This window comes from Microbacterium sp. Mcb102, assembly GCF_024519805.1.
Classification (GTDB): domain Bacteria; phylum Actinomycetota; class Actinomycetes; order Actinomycetales; family Microbacteriaceae; genus Microbacterium.
Map to the genome: position 1 here is coordinate 87,651 of NZ_JALJRG010000004.1, position 17,556 is coordinate 105,206.

At 67.1% G+C, this 17,556-nt stretch carries 16 protein-coding genes and 3 tRNA genes; 10 read left to right on the forward strand and 9 right to left on the reverse strand.

All coding sequences use genetic code 11. The features are described 5' to 3' along the window. Window positions 1–61: 61 nt before the first annotated feature. On the reverse strand, window positions 62–1,588 hold the full coding sequence (locus OC372_RS11720; protein WP_262002158.1) for a sugar transferase: 1,527 nt from the start codon (window positions 1,586–1,588) through the stop codon (window positions 62–64). Between the two features lie 350 nt (window positions 1,589–1,938). Between OC372_RS11720 and OC372_RS11725 the strand changes: the two genes are divergently transcribed. The 4 genes from OC372_RS11725 (at window position 1,939) to OC372_RS11740 (ending at window position 5,882) form a co-directional block, all read left to right on the forward strand. Further along, window positions 1,939–3,081, forward strand: a complete 1,143-nt coding sequence (locus OC372_RS11725; RefSeq protein WP_262002346.1) for a low temperature requirement protein A — start codon at window positions 1,939–1,941, stop codon at window positions 3,079–3,081. A gap of 79 nt (window positions 3,082–3,160) precedes the next feature. Further along, window positions 3,161–4,129 carry an intradiol ring-cleavage dioxygenase gene (locus OC372_RS11730; RefSeq protein ID WP_262002159.1) on the forward strand — a complete coding sequence of 323 codons (969 nt, stop codon included), beginning with the start codon at window positions 3,161–3,163 and terminating at the stop codon, window positions 4,127–4,129. Window positions 4,130–4,330: 201 nt separating this feature from the next. Next, window positions 4,331–4,615 carry a hypothetical protein gene (locus OC372_RS11735; protein ID WP_262002160.1) on the forward strand — a complete coding sequence of 95 codons (285 nt, stop codon included), beginning with the start codon at window positions 4,331–4,333 and terminating at the stop codon, window positions 4,613–4,615. Window positions 4,616–4,763: 148 nt separating this feature from the next. Next, window positions 4,764–5,882, forward strand: coding sequence for an acyl-CoA desaturase (locus OC372_RS11740; RefSeq protein ID WP_315985399.1), 1,119 nt, complete (start codon window positions 4,764–4,766; stop codon window positions 5,880–5,882). Window positions 5,883–5,967: 85 nt separating this feature from the next. On the opposite strand, the gene OC372_RS11745 is transcribed toward OC372_RS11740, so the two are convergent. Beyond that, complete coding sequence (locus tag OC372_RS11745; RefSeq protein WP_262002162.1) at window positions 5,968–7,359, reverse strand: cell division initiation protein; 1,392 nt, start codon at window positions 7,357–7,359, stop codon at window positions 5,968–5,970. A gap of 330 nt (window positions 7,360–7,689) precedes the next feature. On the opposite strand from OC372_RS11745, the gene OC372_RS11750 reads away from it, so the two are divergent. Continuing rightward, complete coding sequence (locus OC372_RS11750; RefSeq protein WP_105711024.1) at window positions 7,690–9,015, forward strand: VCBS repeat domain-containing M23 family metallopeptidase; 1,326 nt, start codon at window positions 7,690–7,692, stop codon at window positions 9,013–9,015. Between the two features lie 51 nt (window positions 9,016–9,066). After that, on the forward strand, window positions 9,067–9,912 hold the full coding sequence (locus OC372_RS11755; RefSeq protein WP_262002163.1) for a transposase: 846 nt from the start codon (window positions 9,067–9,069) through the stop codon (window positions 9,910–9,912). An 18-nt stretch (window positions 9,913–9,930) separates the two neighbouring features. On the opposite strand, the gene OC372_RS11760 is transcribed toward OC372_RS11755, so the two are convergent. From OC372_RS11760 to OC372_RS11775, 4 genes are all read right to left on the reverse strand, one after another. After that, entirely contained in the window at window positions 9,931–10,263 is a 333-nt protein-coding gene (locus OC372_RS11760; protein ID WP_262002164.1) for a hypothetical protein, read from the reverse strand. 89 nt (window positions 10,264–10,352) lie between these two features. Continuing rightward, window positions 10,353–10,425 (reverse strand) — tRNA-Phe (locus OC372_RS11765). Window positions 10,426–10,494: 69 nt separating this feature from the next. After that, window positions 10,495–10,568 (reverse strand) — tRNA-Asp (locus OC372_RS11770). 29 nt (window positions 10,569–10,597) lie between these two features. Next, window positions 10,598–10,670, reverse strand: a tRNA-Glu gene (locus tag OC372_RS11775). A 210-nt stretch (window positions 10,671–10,880) separates the two neighbouring features. Here OC372_RS11775 and OC372_RS11780 point away from each other — a divergent pair. Further along, complete coding sequence (locus tag OC372_RS11780) at window positions 10,881–12,257, forward strand: M23 family metallopeptidase (protein WP_262002165.1); 1,377 nt, start codon at window positions 10,881–10,883, stop codon at window positions 12,255–12,257. 80 nt (window positions 12,258–12,337) lie between these two features. Here OC372_RS11780 and OC372_RS11785 read toward each other — a convergent pair whose 3' ends face one another. Further along, window positions 12,338–12,829 carry an inorganic diphosphatase gene (locus OC372_RS11785; RefSeq protein WP_046014122.1) on the reverse strand — a complete coding sequence of 164 codons (492 nt, stop codon included), beginning with the start codon at window positions 12,827–12,829 and terminating at the stop codon, window positions 12,338–12,340. A 40-nt stretch (window positions 12,830–12,869) separates the two neighbouring features. Beyond that, entirely contained in the window at window positions 12,870–13,517 is a 648-nt protein-coding gene (locus OC372_RS11790) for a TMEM175 family protein (protein WP_262002166.1), read from the reverse strand. A gap of 65 nt (window positions 13,518–13,582) precedes the next feature. On the opposite strand from OC372_RS11790, the gene tilS reads away from it, so the two are divergent. Continuing rightward, window positions 13,583–14,575, forward strand: coding sequence for a tRNA lysidine(34) synthetase TilS (tilS, locus tag OC372_RS11795; RefSeq protein WP_262002167.1), 993 nt, complete (start codon window positions 13,583–13,585; stop codon window positions 14,573–14,575). Window positions 14,576–14,626: 51 nt separating this feature from the next. On the opposite strand, the gene OC372_RS11800 is transcribed toward tilS, so the two are convergent. Next, window positions 14,627–15,229 (reverse strand): DUF937 domain-containing protein, encoded by a 603-nt coding sequence (locus OC372_RS11800; RefSeq protein ID WP_262002168.1) that lies wholly within the window; start codon window positions 15,227–15,229, stop codon window positions 14,627–14,629. Between the two features lie 139 nt (window positions 15,230–15,368). On the opposite strand from OC372_RS11800, the gene OC372_RS11805 reads away from it, so the two are divergent. Together OC372_RS11805 and OC372_RS11810 are read left to right on the forward strand one after the other, a co-directional pair. Then, on the forward strand, window positions 15,369–15,638 hold the full coding sequence (locus OC372_RS11805) for a hypothetical protein (RefSeq protein WP_262002169.1): 270 nt from the start codon (window positions 15,369–15,371) through the stop codon (window positions 15,636–15,638). Further along, the gene (locus tag OC372_RS11810; protein ID WP_262002170.1) at window positions 15,635–17,530 is read left to right on the forward strand and encodes an alpha/beta hydrolase; all 1,896 of its coding nucleotides are present in this window, start codon (window positions 15,635–15,637) and stop codon (window positions 17,528–17,530) included. The genes OC372_RS11805 and OC372_RS11810 overlap by 4 nt, the downstream gene beginning before the upstream one ends. The last annotated feature ends 26 nt before the right edge of the window (window positions 17,531–17,556 follow it).

The window sequence follows — 17,556 nt, forward strand, 5'->3', positions numbered from 1 at the left end:
GACGAATGACTCGGGCGGCCCACTGAACTTCGGTGGGCCGCCCGAGTCGTCGTGGGGCGGGTCAGTATGCGCCGCTCGGTCGAACCATGACCTTCGCCGTGCGCCACATGATCTGCAGGTCGTTCATGACGGACCAGTTCTCGACGTAGCGCAGGTCGAGGCGCACGCTCTCGTCCCACGAGAGGTCGCTGCGCCCGGACACCTGCCACAGGCCGGTGATGCCCGGCTTGATGTAGAGGCGGCGGAACACGGTCCCGTCGTACGCCGTGACCTCGCTCTGCAGCGGGGGGCGCGGTCCGACGACGCTCATGTCGCCGGTGAGCACGTTCCAGAACTGCGGCAGCTCGTCGAGTGACAGCTTGCGCAGCACCTTTCCCACGCGGGTGACGCGCGGGTCGTCTTTCATCTTGAACAGCAGACCTGCGCCCTCGTTCTGTGCCTTGAGTGTGGCGAGCTGCTGCTCGGCGTCGGTTTTCATGGAGCGGAACTTGACCATCTTGAAGGTGCGACCGTCGCGGCCGACGCGCTCCTGGAAGAAGAACGTCGGACCCGGCGAATCTAGTTTGATCAGAATGGCCAGCACCGGGGTGATCAAGCCGATCGGGATAAGCGCGACGATTGCCACCGCGATGTCGAGTGCACGCTTGAGAACGTGCACGCCGCCCTCGTAGGTCGGGATCTTCACCTGGATCAGCGGCAGGCCGTCGACCTGGCGGAGCGAGATGCGCGGGCCGGCGACATCGGTCAGACGGCTGGACAGCACGAGCTCGGCTGCGGTTCCTTCAAGCTGCCAGCTCAGCTGCTTGATGAAGTCAGGGTCCCCCTCGGGGCGGCTCGCCACGATGATGGTGTCCGCCCCGAGCTGCGCCGCTGCTGCGGCGACAGAATGAAGATTGCCCACGACCGGGTAAACACTCTCCCCGATGGCGAGCGTGCCGGCATTGCGATCCAGCAGCGTCGTCCCCACGACGTGGTAGCCGTTCTCTGCACCCTTCTGGAGAGAATCGATCACATACTCGACGTCCCCGGTATCGCCGACGACCAGGGTCCTCGACGCGTACTGTCCCCGAAGGCGCTGCCGCTGCAGCCAGCGGCGCCAGGTCCAGCGTGCGACGAGAAGCCCGAGCATCCCCACCGGGAGTGCGACGAAGAACAGCGGCTGCAGTCCTTCCCACTCCAGGAGGACGCCCGCGATCGCGGCGATGCCGAAGGCCAGACCGCCTGCGTGCGCGACGCGCCGATACTCGGTCGTCCCGGATCCGAAGATGGCGGCCGCCCGGGTGTTGAGGGCCGACAGCATCAGATACCAGGCGAGGCCGAGCAACGCGGCGTTACGCAGCGCTTCGGCGGCCCAGACGTCGGTGATCAGCTGGATTGCTGCCGTCAGACCGGCGGCGAACAGGATGACAGCCGCATCCGTGATCCGCAGCCGCATCCGATAGCCGCGCTCCCACTGCCGGCGCCTTTCCAAGGTCGCCGAAGTGCGCGGTGTGACCACCGTGCGCGTCACCGACTTGGTGGCTCGCGGAGCCGCGACCGGCACGAAGCCCGTACGAGCGATGCTCAGGGCATCCTCGACGGAAGTCATGCCGAGGCCCCTTGAGCCGTGAATGTACGCAGAATTCCCCAGTGCGTCATTTGATTCCCCAGATTTCCCCAGACCATGAACCCCACGTTCACGGCATTCGTCTACATCCCGACCCCTCGGGTCCTGCTGAAACCCTCTGTGATTCCCACATCACGGAGTGCGTTTTCACCGTCCCACACGGTGATCGCTGACAGCAGGCACTGCAGACCTCTTCACTGTAGCGGAACAGACCCGTCGCTGGAAGATAATTCTCACGAATGGACGAATCTGCCGCCGAACGGGCGTCGTGCGAGCGCTATCCTGTGGCGGTGAACGCCGACTCCTCTGCCTCGCGCTTCCGTCTGCGCACGATGGCGCCCCGCGATCCCTCGCAGCCGCATCGCACCGCGAGCACCCTCGAGCTGTTCTTCGACCTGGTGTTCGTCGTGGCGGTGAGCATCGCCTCCGCTCAGCTGCATCACGCACTCGGTCACGGGGACTTCCTGCACGGCGTCACCTCGTACGCAATGGTGTTCTTCGCTATCTGGTGGGCGTGGATGAACTTCACGTGGTTCGCCACCTCGTTCGACACCGATGACTGGCTCTACCGCGTGACGACGTTCGTCCAGATGGGGGGAGTCCTGGTACTCGCCGCCGGTATCCCCGGCGCGTTCGTCGAGGGGGACTTCACGGTCCCGGTGCTCGGCTACGTCGTGATGCGCGTCGCGATGGTCGCGCAGTGGCTCCGTGCCTCGCGTTCTGCTGGGCCGCTGCGTTCGGCGACGCGACGGTACGCCTTCGGCATCGCTGCGGTGCAGGTGCTGTGGATCCTCTTCCTCCTCATCCCGTCCGGACCTCTGCAGCTGACCGCCTTCGTGATGTTCGCGCTCGTAGAGATCGGCGTCCCGGTGTTCGCCGAACACCGCCGACAGACGCCGTGGCACCCGCATCACATCACCGAGAGGTACGGCCTGTTCACGCTGATCGTTCTCGGCGAGAGTCTGCTCGCGTCGGCCAACGCCATCATCGATGCGCTCGACGAGGTCGAATCCCTCGGCCCGCTGATCGCGATCGCGGTACTCACCCTCGTGGTGACTGCATGCCTCTGGTGGATCTACTTCTGGCCGCCGCATCACCGCGCGATCACGACCTTCCGTCGTTCACTCCGCTACGGCTACACCCACTACTTCGTCTTCGCGGCCGCCGCGGCCTTCTCCGCGGGGATCGAAGTCGAGATCGATGTGCTCACGGGGGAGAGCCATCTGTCCAATGTCGCTGCCTCCTTCACCGTCACGATCCCGATCGCGATCTTCCTCATCGGCATCTGGTGGATCGCGATTCGAGAGAACGCGGACCGGGTCGTGAACACGGTCGTCCCTCTGGGCGCATTGCTGGTGCTGCTCGACCCCGTGCTCCCGATCCCGGTGACGCTCACCGCGCTGATCCTCGTCGGCATCGTCGTGGTGCTCGTGGTCCGTCCGCCGGTGGTGCGGGAGCACATAGACAAGGCATAGGCCGAGCAAAGGGCTCTGATCAGGTGCTCGGGGACCATGGTGACGCACCATCACCGGTCCGCCCGAGAGGAGCCAGATAATGAGCATTCCCGAACCCACCCAGACCCCCGACGGCCCCGCATACGAGGGGCGACTGCTCGACCGCGTCGATGAAGAGGTCGTCGACCGGGGCGCCGCATTCGACATCCGCACGCTGATGAGCAGGCGCGGCGTCCTGGGGCTCGCCGGTGTCGGCCTGGGGGCCGTCGTGCTCGCGGCCTGCGCACCGGCGGCGTCTGGCGGCGCGTCGAGCACGCCCACTCCGACCACTTCCTCCGGCGCCGATGCGGGCTCGGCGAGCGTGACCGAGATCCCCGATGAGACGGCGGGGCCCTATCCGGGCGACGGGTCGAACGGCCCCGACGTGCTCGAGGACTCGGGTATCGTCCGGCAGGACATCCGCTCCTCGATCGACGGAGCAGCGACCGCCGACGGTGTGCCGCTCGTCTTCGAGCTGCAGATCCTCGATCTCGCGAACGGGGGCGTTCCCTTCGCCGGGGTTGCGGTCTACGCGTGGCACTGCACTGCTCAGGGCGAATACTCGATGTACTCCTCCGGCCTGGAAGACGTCACGTACCTGCGTGGTGTGCAGGTGGCCGACGCCGACGGCACGGTGTCGTTCACCTCCGTCTTCCCCGGCTGTTACTCCGGCCGCTGGCCGCACATCCACTTCGAGATCTACCCGGACGTCGCGTCGATCACCGACTCGACGACGGCGATCGCCACGTCGCAGCTGGCCCTTCCGCAGGCGGCCTGCTCGGCCGTATACGCCGAGTCGGCGTACGACGGATCTGCACGGAACCTCGCGCAGATCACGCTCGCGAGCGACGACGTGTTCGGTGACGACTCCGGTGCCCTCCAGGTCGCGACGGTCAGCGGGAGCGTTTCGGCGGGCTACGCCGCCTCCCTGGTGGTCGGCGTCGACACGACGACGACACCCACTGCCGGCGCCGCGCCCGGGGGTGGCGAGGGAGGACCGGGAGGCGGCGGGGAGCCCCCGGCGAATTGACCGCGACACGGGCAGTTTCGAGGCCGGAGGATGGTCTGCTATGCTGATCGTGCAACGTGTGTGCTTCGCCCCTCTCGGCCGCCACGTCACCATTGATCAGGGCCGTAAAGGACCGCGCACATCGATGCGTGCGGTATCCGCCTCGATCTCACATCTTGCGGAGCGCCGACGCGTGTCCGCCACACAGCAATGAGCATCACCATGAGCACGACCACCTTTCCCCCATCAGATCCGTTGACCTGGAAGCAGGCCGACACCGATGTGCACGTCGCGACGCGTGCCGGCGAATTCGCCGGCTTCGTCGAGTTCGACGGCACCACGCACCTCGTACGCGACAACCACGGTGCCGATCTCGGTGCCTTCGAGGCCCTCGAGGATGCGTTCCGCGCACTCGAGGACGCGCACGCGCCCACGCGGAATGGATCCGCCTTCGCCCCGATCCTTCCGCGGGCATGGCGGCGCAAGACGCGCCGCGCTCGCGCCTGAAATCAAGGGCTTCACGCACACTGAAAGCGGTCCGTCAAGGGGTGCGGATGTATTCCCGAAGGCGCATGCGGGCAGGGCTACTGTGAGGTAAGCGTTAGGCAACTGCCTTGGGCTTCCACAGCTCAAGGGCTCCGATCGTCAGGAGAAGATCATCTCCATCACACAGATCGAACCGACCGCGGCAACGCTGGGTCCGATTCGTCAGACGTACTCCGGCAACGCGGACTTCCCCCCGATGGCCAAGGCATACAAGCAGGTGTCCCAGGTCGTCAAGGAGACGGGACTTCTCGGCCGCACGCAGTGGTTCTATGTCTTCGTCGCCGCCGGGCTCGCCGTCGCCCTCGGTGGCCTCATCACGGGCTTCATCCTGCTCGGCGACAGCTGGTTCCAGCTGCTCATCGCCGCGGGACTCGGCATCGTCCTGACGCAGATCGCGTTCCTCGGACATGAGGCCGCGCACCGTCAGATCCTCACCACAGGGCCGGCGAACTTCAAGCTCGCCCGCATCGTCATCGCCAGCATCGGCATGAGCTACTCGTGGTGGGACTCGAAGCACACCAAGCACCACGGAAACCCGAACCAGGTCGGCAAGGACCCCGACATCGAGGTCGACACGATCTCGTTCCTCGAAGAGGACGCCGCGAAGGCGAAGGGCCTGATCAAGCTGATCACCCGCAAGCAGGGCTGGCTCTTCTTCCCGCTGCTCACGCTGGAGGGACTGAACCTCCACTTCCTCGGCCTGAAGTACCTCCTCACCACGAAGAACGTGAAGGGTCGCTGGACCGAGCTCAGCATCATCACGCTGCGATTCGCCCTCATCCTCGTTCCCGTGTTCATGATGCTTCCGCTCGGTATGGCATTCGCCTTCATGGGCGTGCAGATGGCCGTCTTCGGCGTCTACATGGGAGCCGCATTCGCACCGAACCACAAGGGCATGCCGATCATCGAGCCCGGTGCCCGTCTCGACTTCTTCACCAAGCAGGTCCGCACCTCCCGCAACATCAGCGGTGGATGGTGGACGACCTGGCTCATGGGCGGCCTCAACTACCAGGTGGAGCACCACCTCTTCCCGAGCATGCCGCGACCGCACCTGGCGAAGGCGCGCGAGATCGTGCGTGACTACTGCGCGGCGAACGACGTGCCGTACACGGAGACCAGCCTCGGCCGCTCGTACATGATCGTGATCGAGTACCTGAACCGTGTCGGACTCTCCGCCGGCGCAGACCCCTTCGACTGCCCTGCAGTGGCGCAGTTCGGGCGGCCGTAGCCCTCAGACATCACCGGGCCTGATCAGTCCGGCAACGACAGAGGCGCGAGCAGGAATCCTGCTCGCGCCTCTGTCGTTCGTGCGTCTACTTGGAAGACTTCTTCTTGGTCTCCACGACGTCGATCGTGATCTTCTCGAGCGGGCGGTCGTCGTCGAGTTCGTCTTCGAGAACCTCATCGCCGAGGAAGGTATCCTCCGGCGTCTCGTCTGCGGCAGCCTCCGCGGGGGTCGGGGCGGCAGGGGCATCCGCTCCGGTGATCTCCGTGGGCAGGGAGTCGTCGGAGAAGATGCCGTCGGGTCGGATGAGCTCCTTGACCTCGGCCATGAAGCTCGACAGCTGCTGCTGCTGCCACCGGAGCTGACGGGTGCGGTCCTCGGCGTCGTGCAACACCGCGGTGGTGTGCCCGGTGACCGAGTCGACGATCTTCTGGGCCTTCGCGCGGGCACGTTCGAGGGTCTCGCGGGCACGGACCTGGGCTTCGGCTTCGATGGCCTGTGCCTGCGAGCGGGTCAGGCGCTCGTAGTCCTCGGCCCGAGCGGAGATGCGCTGGGCGTGCTCGAGCGATGCCGAGACCTGCTCGTTCGCGTCGTTGGTGATCCGCTCGGCGTGCGCCACGGCCTGGTTGTGCAGCACGAGGAACTCCTGCTGCGCGTCGTCCTGGCGGCGGGTGAGCGTCTCCTCGAACTCCAGCACGCGGGCGTTCATGTCGCGGACGTCGCGCTCGGCGTCGGCGCGCAGCTGAGTGGTCTCGCGGGTGACGAGGGAGCGCAGGGCTGCTGCGCCCTTCTCGGCCTCGGTACGGATCGCGGTGGCCTCCTGAGCGGCCTGGTTGACCTTTTCTGCGGCATGGGCGGCTTCGCGTTCGATGCGGGCCTCGTGTGCCGTGTACTCGGTGTCCATCTTCAGGCGCACCTGGTCGGCGTCGCGCTGCGCCTGGGCGGTGATCCGCTCGGCGTCGGCCTCGGCCTCGGCACGCTGCGCGGTCACCTCCTCGCGGGCGGAGGTCATCAGACGGTCGGCCTGCACGGCGGCGTTCTGGATGAGCACGTTCGCCTGCTCCTCGGCGACTCGCAGGATCGCCTCGAACTGCTGGCGCGACGGAGCCTCTTCGCCGTCGGGCTGCGGTGCGTCGACGAGTTCGGAGGTGAGAGTCGCGACCTGCTGCTCGGCATCGGATGCCTTTGCGTTCGCCGCCGTCAGCTCGCTCTCGAGAGCTTCGCGGGCTTTGCGCTCCTCTTCGCGCACCGCTTCGACGGCTTCCTCTTCGCGGGCCTGCGCCTCGGCGACGTCGGCGGCGGCCTGCTTGAGCTGGTTGCGAAGGGCCGCGAGCGCGGCGTCGACCTCTCCCTTGTCGTAGCCGCGGAAGCCCACGGTGAACGCGCCCTGCTGGTCACGGGGCGGGGTCTCGATCAGCTGGTCGAAGAAGTCCGGCGAGCGCTCGCCGTCGCGGTCGGCGGTTCCGGAGGATTCGCTCATGAGGTTCATGCCTTTCTGGCGTGGCCACACGGCGGAGCTGCGGCTCCATCCCGATGGACGGGATCGTGCGACCGGAGGAGGAGGTCGTCTGGGCTCACGCCACGACCGTGACCCGGCGGAGGTCCGGCAGGGCGGGGCGTGCCTCCCAGCCTAGTTGCGGAGGCCGAATGTTGGGTGTGCGGTTTCAGCGGGCAGCTGCACGGTGCACCGTGGGTGAAGACGGATCCGCCGGTTCCTCGGCGGCGTTCGCGGAAGGATCGCGCAGCCCTGGTACGGTGACGGCGGAGGGCATCACGTCCTTGGGGCCGCCGAGCAAGAGAGAACTTCGAGATGAAGCGACCGTCCCGCGTGCGCCTCGCCCGCATCGGGATCGCCACCGTGCTCGCGGTCGTGATCGGAGCAGTGGCACCGTCCCTGTCGGCGACTACCTCCGCGACTGCTGCCGTCAACGATCAGATGGTGTATCCGTCCTCGGGCAACATCCAATCGAAGGTCGGCGACGGCTGTCGAGGAAACTACCGTGCGCACGACGGCATCGACATCGGCGGCGGGGGTGGCACGCCGATTGTGGCCTCCTACGGCGGAGTGATCAAGTCCCGCACCGCCAACAGCGGCTACGGCAACTACACCGATGTCGAGCATCCCGGCGGTTACGTCACGCGGTATGCACACATGGCCTCGCCCGGCATGTACGCGCCTGGCACCCGGGTCGCCCGCGGGCAGCAGATCGGTGTCGTCGGCAACACCGGGAACTCTCCCGCGTACCACCTGCACTTCGAGGTGCGGCTGAACGGTGCGGTGTACACCGCGATCAACAACGGGTTCACCTGCCTGTCGAACGTCGCCCGCGGCGGCGTTCTCCCGCTGTACTTCCCCGGGCTCGGTTCCGGACAGGCGCCGGGCGTCGCTTCTGCCGACTACTCCGGCGACAAGAAGGCCGATCTGCTGACGGTCTCGGGGAACGGTGACCTGCGGCTGCGTGCGGGCACGGGTAGCGGCGGCTTCGGGGCGGCTAAGACCGTCTTCAGCAGTTGGGGCGGATCCCGCAGACACATCACCCATGCGGACTTCAACAACGACGGCAAGGCCGACATCCTCGTGACCAGATCCGATGGTGATCTGGAGTTCTACGCCGGCAATGGCGCAGGGGGATTCGCGAGGGCCGTCGGCATCGGTAAAAACTGGTACGGGCTGCTGCATGTGACCTCGGGTGCCGACTACACCGGGGACGGCAAGCAGGACGTGATCGGCGTCTCCGCGACCGGTCTTCTGACGATCTACCGGGGAAACGGCGCCGGTGCCTTCGGCGGACCGCAGATCTCCCTCGGCGGAGGGTGGCAGGGGTTCCACTTCCTCGTCGGCGGTGACTTCGACAACGACGGCAGCGGCGACATCATCGCCGTGGCCACCGACGGCGCCCTCCGTTTCTATTCGGGAGTGCCCGGAGGTTTCCGCGCGATGCGCGTGGTCGGATCCGGATGGGGTGAGTTCACCGCACTGACCGGAGGGGTCGACTACAACGGCGACGGTCATGCCGACCTGCTCGCTCGCACCGCGTCCGGGCAGCTCTACCTGTATCCGGGCCTCGGAAACGGCACGTTCGGCGGACGCACCCTGATCAGCGCCGATTGGGCGGACCACCTGGCCATCGAGTAGCGGCGGCCCTCCCGCAGCCCCGCCGGACGGCGCACGGCGTATCGTGGGCGCATGGCTGGCCCGACGTTCGAAGAGATCGCCGCAGCCCTGTACGCCGGTCCGCCGGAGTCGTTCGTATCGTCGCGAAAGACCCACGCGGAGAGTGTCGAGGACCGCGTGCTCGCGGCACGTATCCGCGCGTTGCGAAAGCCGTCGGTCGCCGCCTGGGTGGTGAACCTGTTCGCCCAGGAGCGCGCCGGGCAGCTGGGGGAGGCGCTGCAACTGGCCGCAGAGCTTCGCGAAGCGCAGGAGGACCTGGATGCGCCGGCGCTGGCGAAGCTCGGCAGGGAGCGCCGTGCGCTCACGAGACGCCTCGCGGAGATGGCGGCCGAGTTGGCGGGATCCCGTGGTGAGAAGATCACGTCTGCGACACGGGAGGCAGTGGAGGGCAGCATCTCGGCCGCCTTCTTCGACCCCGCAGCGGCGGGCGCCGTCGCCTCCGGGCGGCTGATGCGGGCGATCGAGGCCTCGGCGTCATCCGACGACATCCGGGATGCCGTGGTGGGGGAGATCCCGGAGCTGGAGTCGGTGCCGCAGCGGCCGCCGGATGAGCTGCAGGCGCGACGCCTCCGCCGCGACGCGCAGCGCCTGCTTGCGAGCGCGGAGAAGGAGCGCAAGGCTGCGGAGCGCGCGCTCGCCAAGCAAGACGCGGCTCTGCAGGATCTGCAGACCAGGGCGGCGGAGCTCGCCAAGGGCGTGGCCGAGCTCGAGGCTCAGCTCGCGCGCACCCGCGCGGAGGCGGAGCGCGTGGATAAGGACCTGCAGCAGGCGAAGGACCGACAGTCCGATGCGAGGCAGCAGTCGGAGGCTGCGGCGGGCGCCGTCACGCGCGCCCAGAAAGCGCTGGAGGAGCTGTAGGGCGATCGGGCGGCCCGGTCAGCCGCGGCTGTGGCCGAGGCGCCCGGGCAGGAATGGCAGCATCGGCGCCCGGTACTCCCACGCGGCGCCATCCTCCGGATCGAGGGTGGCCTCCGCTCGGCCGAAGCGCCACACGCGGTTGAAGAGGAAGACGCCGATGGCGACCGGCTGGTCGGACGGAACCTGCCACGTACCTCGACCCCACTGCGTGGGCTGCCCACGCTCGCCGATGACGAGAGTCGGCTTGATCCCCGCATAGAGCGTGAACCGCGGGCGTCGCATCGTGAGCTCGATCCGGCGGCTGTTCATCCCGGTCTGTCGCTCGGGCGCAGGTCGGGCGGAGTCATCCATGATGACCGAAGCCTAGCTGGGAAAGGCAAAACCCCCGCCATGTAGAAGCTAGGCGAGGGTTTCTGGAGTGATTGTAATGATCACTCGTGTGGCTCCGACGGGCGTCGATCCCGTGACCTCTCGATTTTCAGTCGAACGCTCTACCAACTGAGCTACAGAGCCGCGCGACCGGCGAACCTGTCGCGTCCTAGACGAAGAGCCCTCTCCGAAGAAAGAGCTCAACGCACGGAGCGACCCTGACGGGACTTGAACCCGCGACCTCCGCCGTGACAGGGCGGCACGCTAACCAACTGCGCTACAGGGCCATACTTGTTTTCAATTGTATCGGAAGGTGTGACCCCAACGGGATTCGAACCCGTGCTACCGCCGTGAAAGGGCGGCGTCCTAGGCCGCTAAACGATGGGGCCGAGTCAGTCCCGGGGGACTTCCTTGCCGACGCTCAAGCATAAGGGATGTTCTGGGCAAATCGCGAATCGAGGGCGCGGCGCCTTCCCCCGGGCGTGTTTCAGGAGGACGATGGACCCGTCAGGCGTGCGCTGGCGACCGCATGCTCGGCCTGGTGCAGATGTGACGGTTGTTGTTAGTGTGGCATTTGTGAAACCGGCGGAAGGGGCCGTGTGAACGACGACCAGAACACTCTGGACGCTGCGGTTGCCGCGGCTTCAGATGATTGCGGCTGCGCGCCCAGCCCGACCGAACGCCGTGCGTTCAGCAAAGACGGCCTCAGCCGCCGTGGTGCACTCGGTCTCGGCGTGCTCAGCGTCGTGGCGCTCAGCGCCTTCGGCATCTCGAACGGGGTCTCCGCCGCCTATGCCGCCTCGTACCCGAGCTGGGACGACGTGCAGCGCGCGAAGAACAGCGAAGCCGCCAAGGCCGCCGAGGTCACCCGCATCGAGGGACTCATCCAGTCGCTGACCCAGAAGGTCGCCGAGACGCAGGCAGTCGCGAAGGCCACCGCAGACGAGTTCTACGACGCGCAGCAGAAGTACTTCGCTGCAGCCACCGAAGCCGATTCCCTGCAGGCGAAGGCCGACGAGCAGTCGGCGAAGGCCGACGAGTCCGCGAAGAAGGCCGGGCAGGTCGCCGCGCAGCTGTACCGCAACGGCGGTGACGACACCTCTCTCGAACTCCTCTTCACCGGTTCTGCCGACAACGCAGACGAGTTGCTCGCGCGGCTCGGCACGATGGACAAGCTCTTCGAGTACAACCAGTCGGTGTACGACGATGCCGTCGCCGCCCGGAACTCCGCGCAGTCGATGAGCGACCAGGCCGTGGTCGCCCGCGACGAGCGCGATCGGCTGCAGAAGATCGCCGAAGAGAAGATGGTCGTGGCACAGCAGGCTGCCGACGCCGCTCAGGCCGCGCTCGACGAGCAGTCCGCCAACCTCGCCACCATGCAGGCGCAGCTCGCAGCGCTGAAGGACGCGACGGCGAAGACCGTCGAAGGCTACAAGGCCGGCGTCGCCCTCGAGGAGAAGAAGCGCAAGGAACGCGAGGCCCGCGAGGCCGCAGCGGCTGCCGCCGGTAACGGCGGCGGAGGCGGTGGCGGCGGAGGCGGTGGAGGATCCCAGGGCAGCGGCGGCTGGTGCCGTCCGCACGGTGGGGGCAAGAGCTCGGGCTACGGTCCGCGTTCGCAGCAGTGCGGTCCGCAGGGCTGCTCCTCGAGCTTCCACTACGGCACCGACTTCGCGAACGGCTGTGGCGCCGCGATCTACGCCGCGCAGTCCGGCACCGTCGACTACGCGGGCTACAACGGCGGCTACGGCAACTACATCCGTATCCAGCACGGCGGCGGGATCGGCACCGGCTACGCACACATCCGCAACGGCGGCATCATCGTCAGGTCCGGCCAGTGGGTCCGCTCCGGGCAGGTCATCGCCTACGCCGGCAACACGGGTCGCTCGTTCGGATGCCACCTGCACTTCGAGGTCTACGATCGCGGCAACGCCATCAACCCGGTGCAGTTCCTGGCCCGGCACGGCGTCTCCGCCTGATCGCAGGCCCACCGAAACCGAAAAGACCCCCGGGCCGCTTCTGCGGCCCGGGGGTCTTTCGTGTCTGGCGACTCAGCGAGTCAGTGACCCTGCTCGCCGAAACGGACGATCGCCTCGTCGAGGATGCGCTGCGCCTCGGCGGCGTTCCCCCACTCGTCGACCTTGACCCACTTGTTGGGCTCGAGGTCCTTGTAGTGCTCGAAGAAGTGCGAGATCTCCTTCTTCGTGTAGTCGGCGATGTCGTCGATGTCCTGGATGTGTGCCCAGCGCGGGTCCTTCGACAGCACGGCGACGAGCTTGTCGTCCCCGCCGGCCTCATCGCTCATCTTCAGCACGGCGACGGGACGCACCTCGACGACGACGCCCGGGTAGATGGCGTGGTCGAGGAGCACGAGCACGTCGAGCGGGTCGCCGTCCTCGCCGAGCGTGTTGTCGAAGTAGCCGTAGTCGGCGGGGTAGCCGAAGGTCGTGTAGAGCACGCGGTCGAGGTGCACTCGTCCGGTCTCGTGGTCGACCTCGTACTTCACGCGGCTGCCGCGCGGGATCTCGATGACGGCGTCGTGTGCGCCCATGCGTGTGCTCCTCAGGAAAAGTTCGGTTGGATGCCGCGGACTAGCCTACCTGCGGCTCGCTCCGGCGCTTTCGGAGGAGACGATTCAGCAGACGGCTCATCGGGTCGCTCAGGAGCAGCAGGAACAGCCCCGTGTATCCGTTCGGCGAAGCCGCGACGGCGATCGCGAGTGCGGCGGCGAACAGGACGATCGCGGCGACATCGCCGATGGCCCCCAGGCGGATGGTCTCGGTCGACACGGCGCCGAGCTCGCGATGGCGCGCCAGGTAGAGCCATCCGGCGAGGGTGGTCACCTGCGTCATGATCAGCGTGCCGATGTAGACCACGGCCTGGAGCGGGTCGGTGTCCATCTGCCCGATCATCGCGGTCGGAACCGGGAGCCACACGATCGTCGCCATCCACGCGACGTTGATCCACAGCAGGGGACCGGTGACGAACTCCACGTCACGGTACTGGCGGTGGTGTCCCATCCAGAACGTCGCGATCAGGAGGAAACTCAGCCCGAAGCTCAGCAGCTGACCCGAGTGCTCGTCGAAGAACTCGGCTGTGCTCTTATGGTCGGATGCGGCCTCGGACACCGACTCCATGAGGGGAAGGATGAGCAGCGTCATGGCGATCGCGACCACGGCATCGACGAACGCCTTGAAGCGTTCGGTCCGGAAAGGCTGAGTGCGCGGGTGATCGTTCACGGCGTCAGGATAGACCCGTGGTCGTGCCGCCCGCATGGGGTGCGACCGTGCCCTACCGTGGAACCGTGCCATCACTCTCTCCCGCCATCGCCGAGATCCGCCTGGCCGTGCGCACCGCGCTCGTCGACCTTCCCGAAGGTTCGACCGTGATCGTCGCGCTCTCCGGGGGCGCCGATTCTCTCGCGCTCGCCGCGGCGACGGCCTTCGAAGCGTCGAAGCTGGGTCTCCGTGCGGCATCACTGACCGTCGACCACGGCCTGCAGGATGACTCCGCCGAGGTCGCGTCGACGGCGGCACAGGCGGCAGCGGCGCTCGGACTCGACCCGCTGATCGTGCGCGTGCAGGTGGATGGCGAAGGCGGACCTGAGGCCGCAGCGCGCGACGCGCGGTACCGTGTGCTCCGTGACGCGGCGGCGGATGTCCGCGCCGCTGCCGTTCTGCTCGGCCACACCCTCGACGACCAGGCCGAGACCGTGCTCCTCGGACTCGCCCGCGGCTCGGGCGCCACCAGCCTGCAGGGTATGGCGCCCTCGCGGGAAGACGACGACGGGCTCCGCTGGGTCCGTCCGCTGCTCGGCGTGCGGCGGGAGACGACGCGGGCGTTCTGCGTGGCATCCGATCTCGAGGTGTGGGACGACCCGCACAACTTCGACGACCGTTACGCGCGGGTGCGGGTGCGGGAGCGCGTGCTGCCGGTGCTCGAGGCCGAGCTCGGTCCGGGCATCGCCGAGGCGCTCGTCCGCACCGCGGAGCAGCTGCGGGAGGACGCCGAGGCCTTCGACGAGATGATCCACGAGACGATCGAGGACATCGTCGAGCATGCGGAGGCGGGGATCTCGGTGAGCGTCGCCGCGCTCGCCGCCAACCCCGCAGCACTGCGCAACCGCATCATCCGCCTGGTCGTCGACAGCGAGTTCGGGGTGAGCCTCACGAGGACGCAGACCATCGAGGTCGCGCGGCTCGTCACCGATTGGCGCGGTCAGGGGCCGATCGATCTGCCCGGGTGCGCGGCTGTGCGCCAGGGCGGCCGCATCGTCTTCACCGCATCCGGTCGCTGAGGACCCTCCGCCGAAGCGCCTTCGCCTCGCGACCGGAAGTGCCGGGTGTGACTACTTCTTGCCGCCGAAGAGTCCGCCGAGGATGCCGCCGAGGTCGATGTCTCCGCCGGAGCCGCCGCTCTTGCCACCGCCGAGCAGTCCCCCGATCACGTCGCCGATTCCGCCTCCGCCGGCCGAACCGCCACTGTTGCCGCCGCCGAGGATCCCGCCGATGACGTCGCCGATGCCGCCCGAGCTCTCGGCTCCGGCATCCGCCTTCGCGGTCTTGTCCTTCGTCGCGTTCGCGATGAGGCCCATCACGATGGGGGCGAGGATCGGGAGGAGCTTGCCGAAGTCGATGCCGGGAGTAGCCTTCGACTCGGTGAGCTCCTTCGTGACCTCCGTCTTCTTGGAGCCGAGGATGTGCGCGACGATCTTGTCGCCGTCGGCCTGATCGATGTCGTCGACCTTCGAAGCGCCGGCCGTGCCCTCGTGCTTCTTCAGCGCGTTCTGGATGGCCGCGGAGCCCTCGTCGGTCTCTGCGTTCTTCGCGAGCCCGCCCAGCAGCACGGCGCCGCCCTGCTCGACAGCAACCTTCGCCTCGTCTCGCGAGACACCCAGTTTCTCGGCGATGTCGTCGATCGGAACCTGCTTGAGGATGTCGTCAAGAGCCATGGTGAATCCTTCCGTCCGGGGCGTCCGCCCACATCACCGCTCACAGTAGTGCGGATGCGGTGGGCATGGGGAGATCTGCCCATCGGCAGCGTCGGACACGTGACGTAGGGTAGACGCGTCCGGGGGGAAAGGGGCATCGGTGACCGATCTCGATGTTCAGAAAGAAGCGCTCGATGCAGTGCAGGCACGGCTCACTGCGGGGGCCGCGCCGATCATCACGTCGTGCCTGTCGTTCGGAGGCACCGGGTCGTCTTCGGTCGAAGGTGCGCTGGGCGAGGCCGAGTCGCTGGTAACGCAGATCCTGTCGGCCCTCGCGCAGACGGCGACCAACTCTGCGACCGATGCGGCATCCGTTGCATCGACCTTCACCGCCAACGACGAGGCGCTCGCGCAGCAGGCGGCGCAATGAGTCTGCCAGGCCTGATCGACGATCCGGCTCGCGGAGATGCGGGCGCCGTGAGCGGGTACGCGACCACGTTCTCCACGCGGGCGGCGTCGTCGCGAGAGCGCAAGGGTGATGCGGATGCGGCGCTGGCGAGCATCACGTCGATGACGGCGTCCGCGGCGGATGCACTCGGTGCGCGAGTCGTGCTCCTGTCGCAGCGCATGGGCGAGGCGGCTGAGGGACTGGACGGCATCTCGACCGCGGTGTCGGCGTATGTGACCGACCTGGAGGGGCTGAAGAGCGAGGCTGCCCGTCGGCTGCGGGGCGCGCAGAATGCGTACGACCACATCTTCGTGCGTCGGGCCGAGGCGTTGAGCGCGGCGAGCGAGTTCGTCACCGGGTGGGCGCTGCCGTGGGACGCTGTGCTGCCGTCGTGGATGTACGTCGACGACCCGAGCTACCTGCGTCGCTGGCAGGACGCGATCGACGACTATTACACGGCGCGGGCGTCGTACAACGCGCTGGCGGAGGAGCGCACTGCGATCGACCAGCGTGCCGTGAACGCGATCGCCGCCGTACCGCTCATCTCCGCCGTCACGCAGGGCGGGAAGGTCGGCGGTGCGGGGTTCGCGGCAGCCAGTCTCGCGTGGGCGGGGAACGTCAATGCGATCACGGCCGAGTCCCTGGCCGGTCTCGGGGATCCGGACATCATCCGTGAGACGTGGAACACGATGGATCAGGCGACGCGGGATGCGCTGCTTGCCGCATCACCGATGATCCTCGGGAACCTCAACGGCATCCCGATCCGTGACCGGGTCACCGCGAACCACACAAACATGCGCGCCGAGATCGCGCGGCGGGAAGCGGAGATCGCCCGGCTCCAGGAGAAGCTCGACGGGATGACGGCGCGGAACCACTGGAGCGCCCAGCGACGGAAGAGCCTGAGCGACGAGATCGCCGAGCTGCGGGAGCCGATCGGTGCGTGGAAGAATCTGCTCGATGAGCAGCCAGTCTGGTACGACGAGTCCGGCCGCGAACACAAGCACAGTGGAGCTCAGGTCGTCGTCTTCAATGCTGATGCGAATGCCATTGCGACCTATCACGGAGCAATCGACCCCGTCACCGGCGACATCCCGGTCTGGGTGCAGAACGTGGCGGTCTCCGTGCCGGGAACGACGACCACAATCAGTGAATTCGGTCACGGAACCGGAGCAAGTCTCTATTCCGCGGCTATCGATGCGAACGGCCCGGGGAGCGCAGTGTTCCAATGGGCTGGCGGTAGCTTTCCGCAGCTGGAAGTCCCCGGCCCCACGGATGCTTCGTACTCCCATGATCTCGCTCCGAAGCTGGTCGATTTCGTCGCGGGCATCGAACGCCCGGCCTATTCCACTCTCACCGTTATGGGACACAGCTACGGCGGCGCGACCGTGGGGTTGGCGGAGCAGGCCGGTTTGAAGGCCGACCGTATTCTCTACGTCTCTGCGGCCGGCATGGGGGCTGGGGTGGCCGGCGTCGAAGATTTCCCGTACACATCCGGCGTTCCGCACTACTCGATGATGGCTAGGAACGACGCCGTGGTGGGGATGATTCAGGGTGATCACGACGATTGGTATGCGATCCACGGCCAGTCCCCGTTGTTGGCCGACGACGTTACGCGTCTGGAGACTGGATGGATCGACCATGCAGATCCCGATAGCGCCGACCTCGAGGACTACGGCTTCCCGAATGGGATTGAGAGTCACAGCTCCGTGCTCAATCCGCGGTCGACCGCGTTTCACAACATCGTCGAGGTCATCACCGGCGGCGAGGCGATCAGTTGGGCTCCGAATGAGTACGTCACGGGTGGATACTCCAGCATTGCGATCGATGGGATCGATGCTTCGGACTATGAGCCGCACTATGTGAGGATCGACTGATGCGGAGATGGTGGGGAATCGTTGCA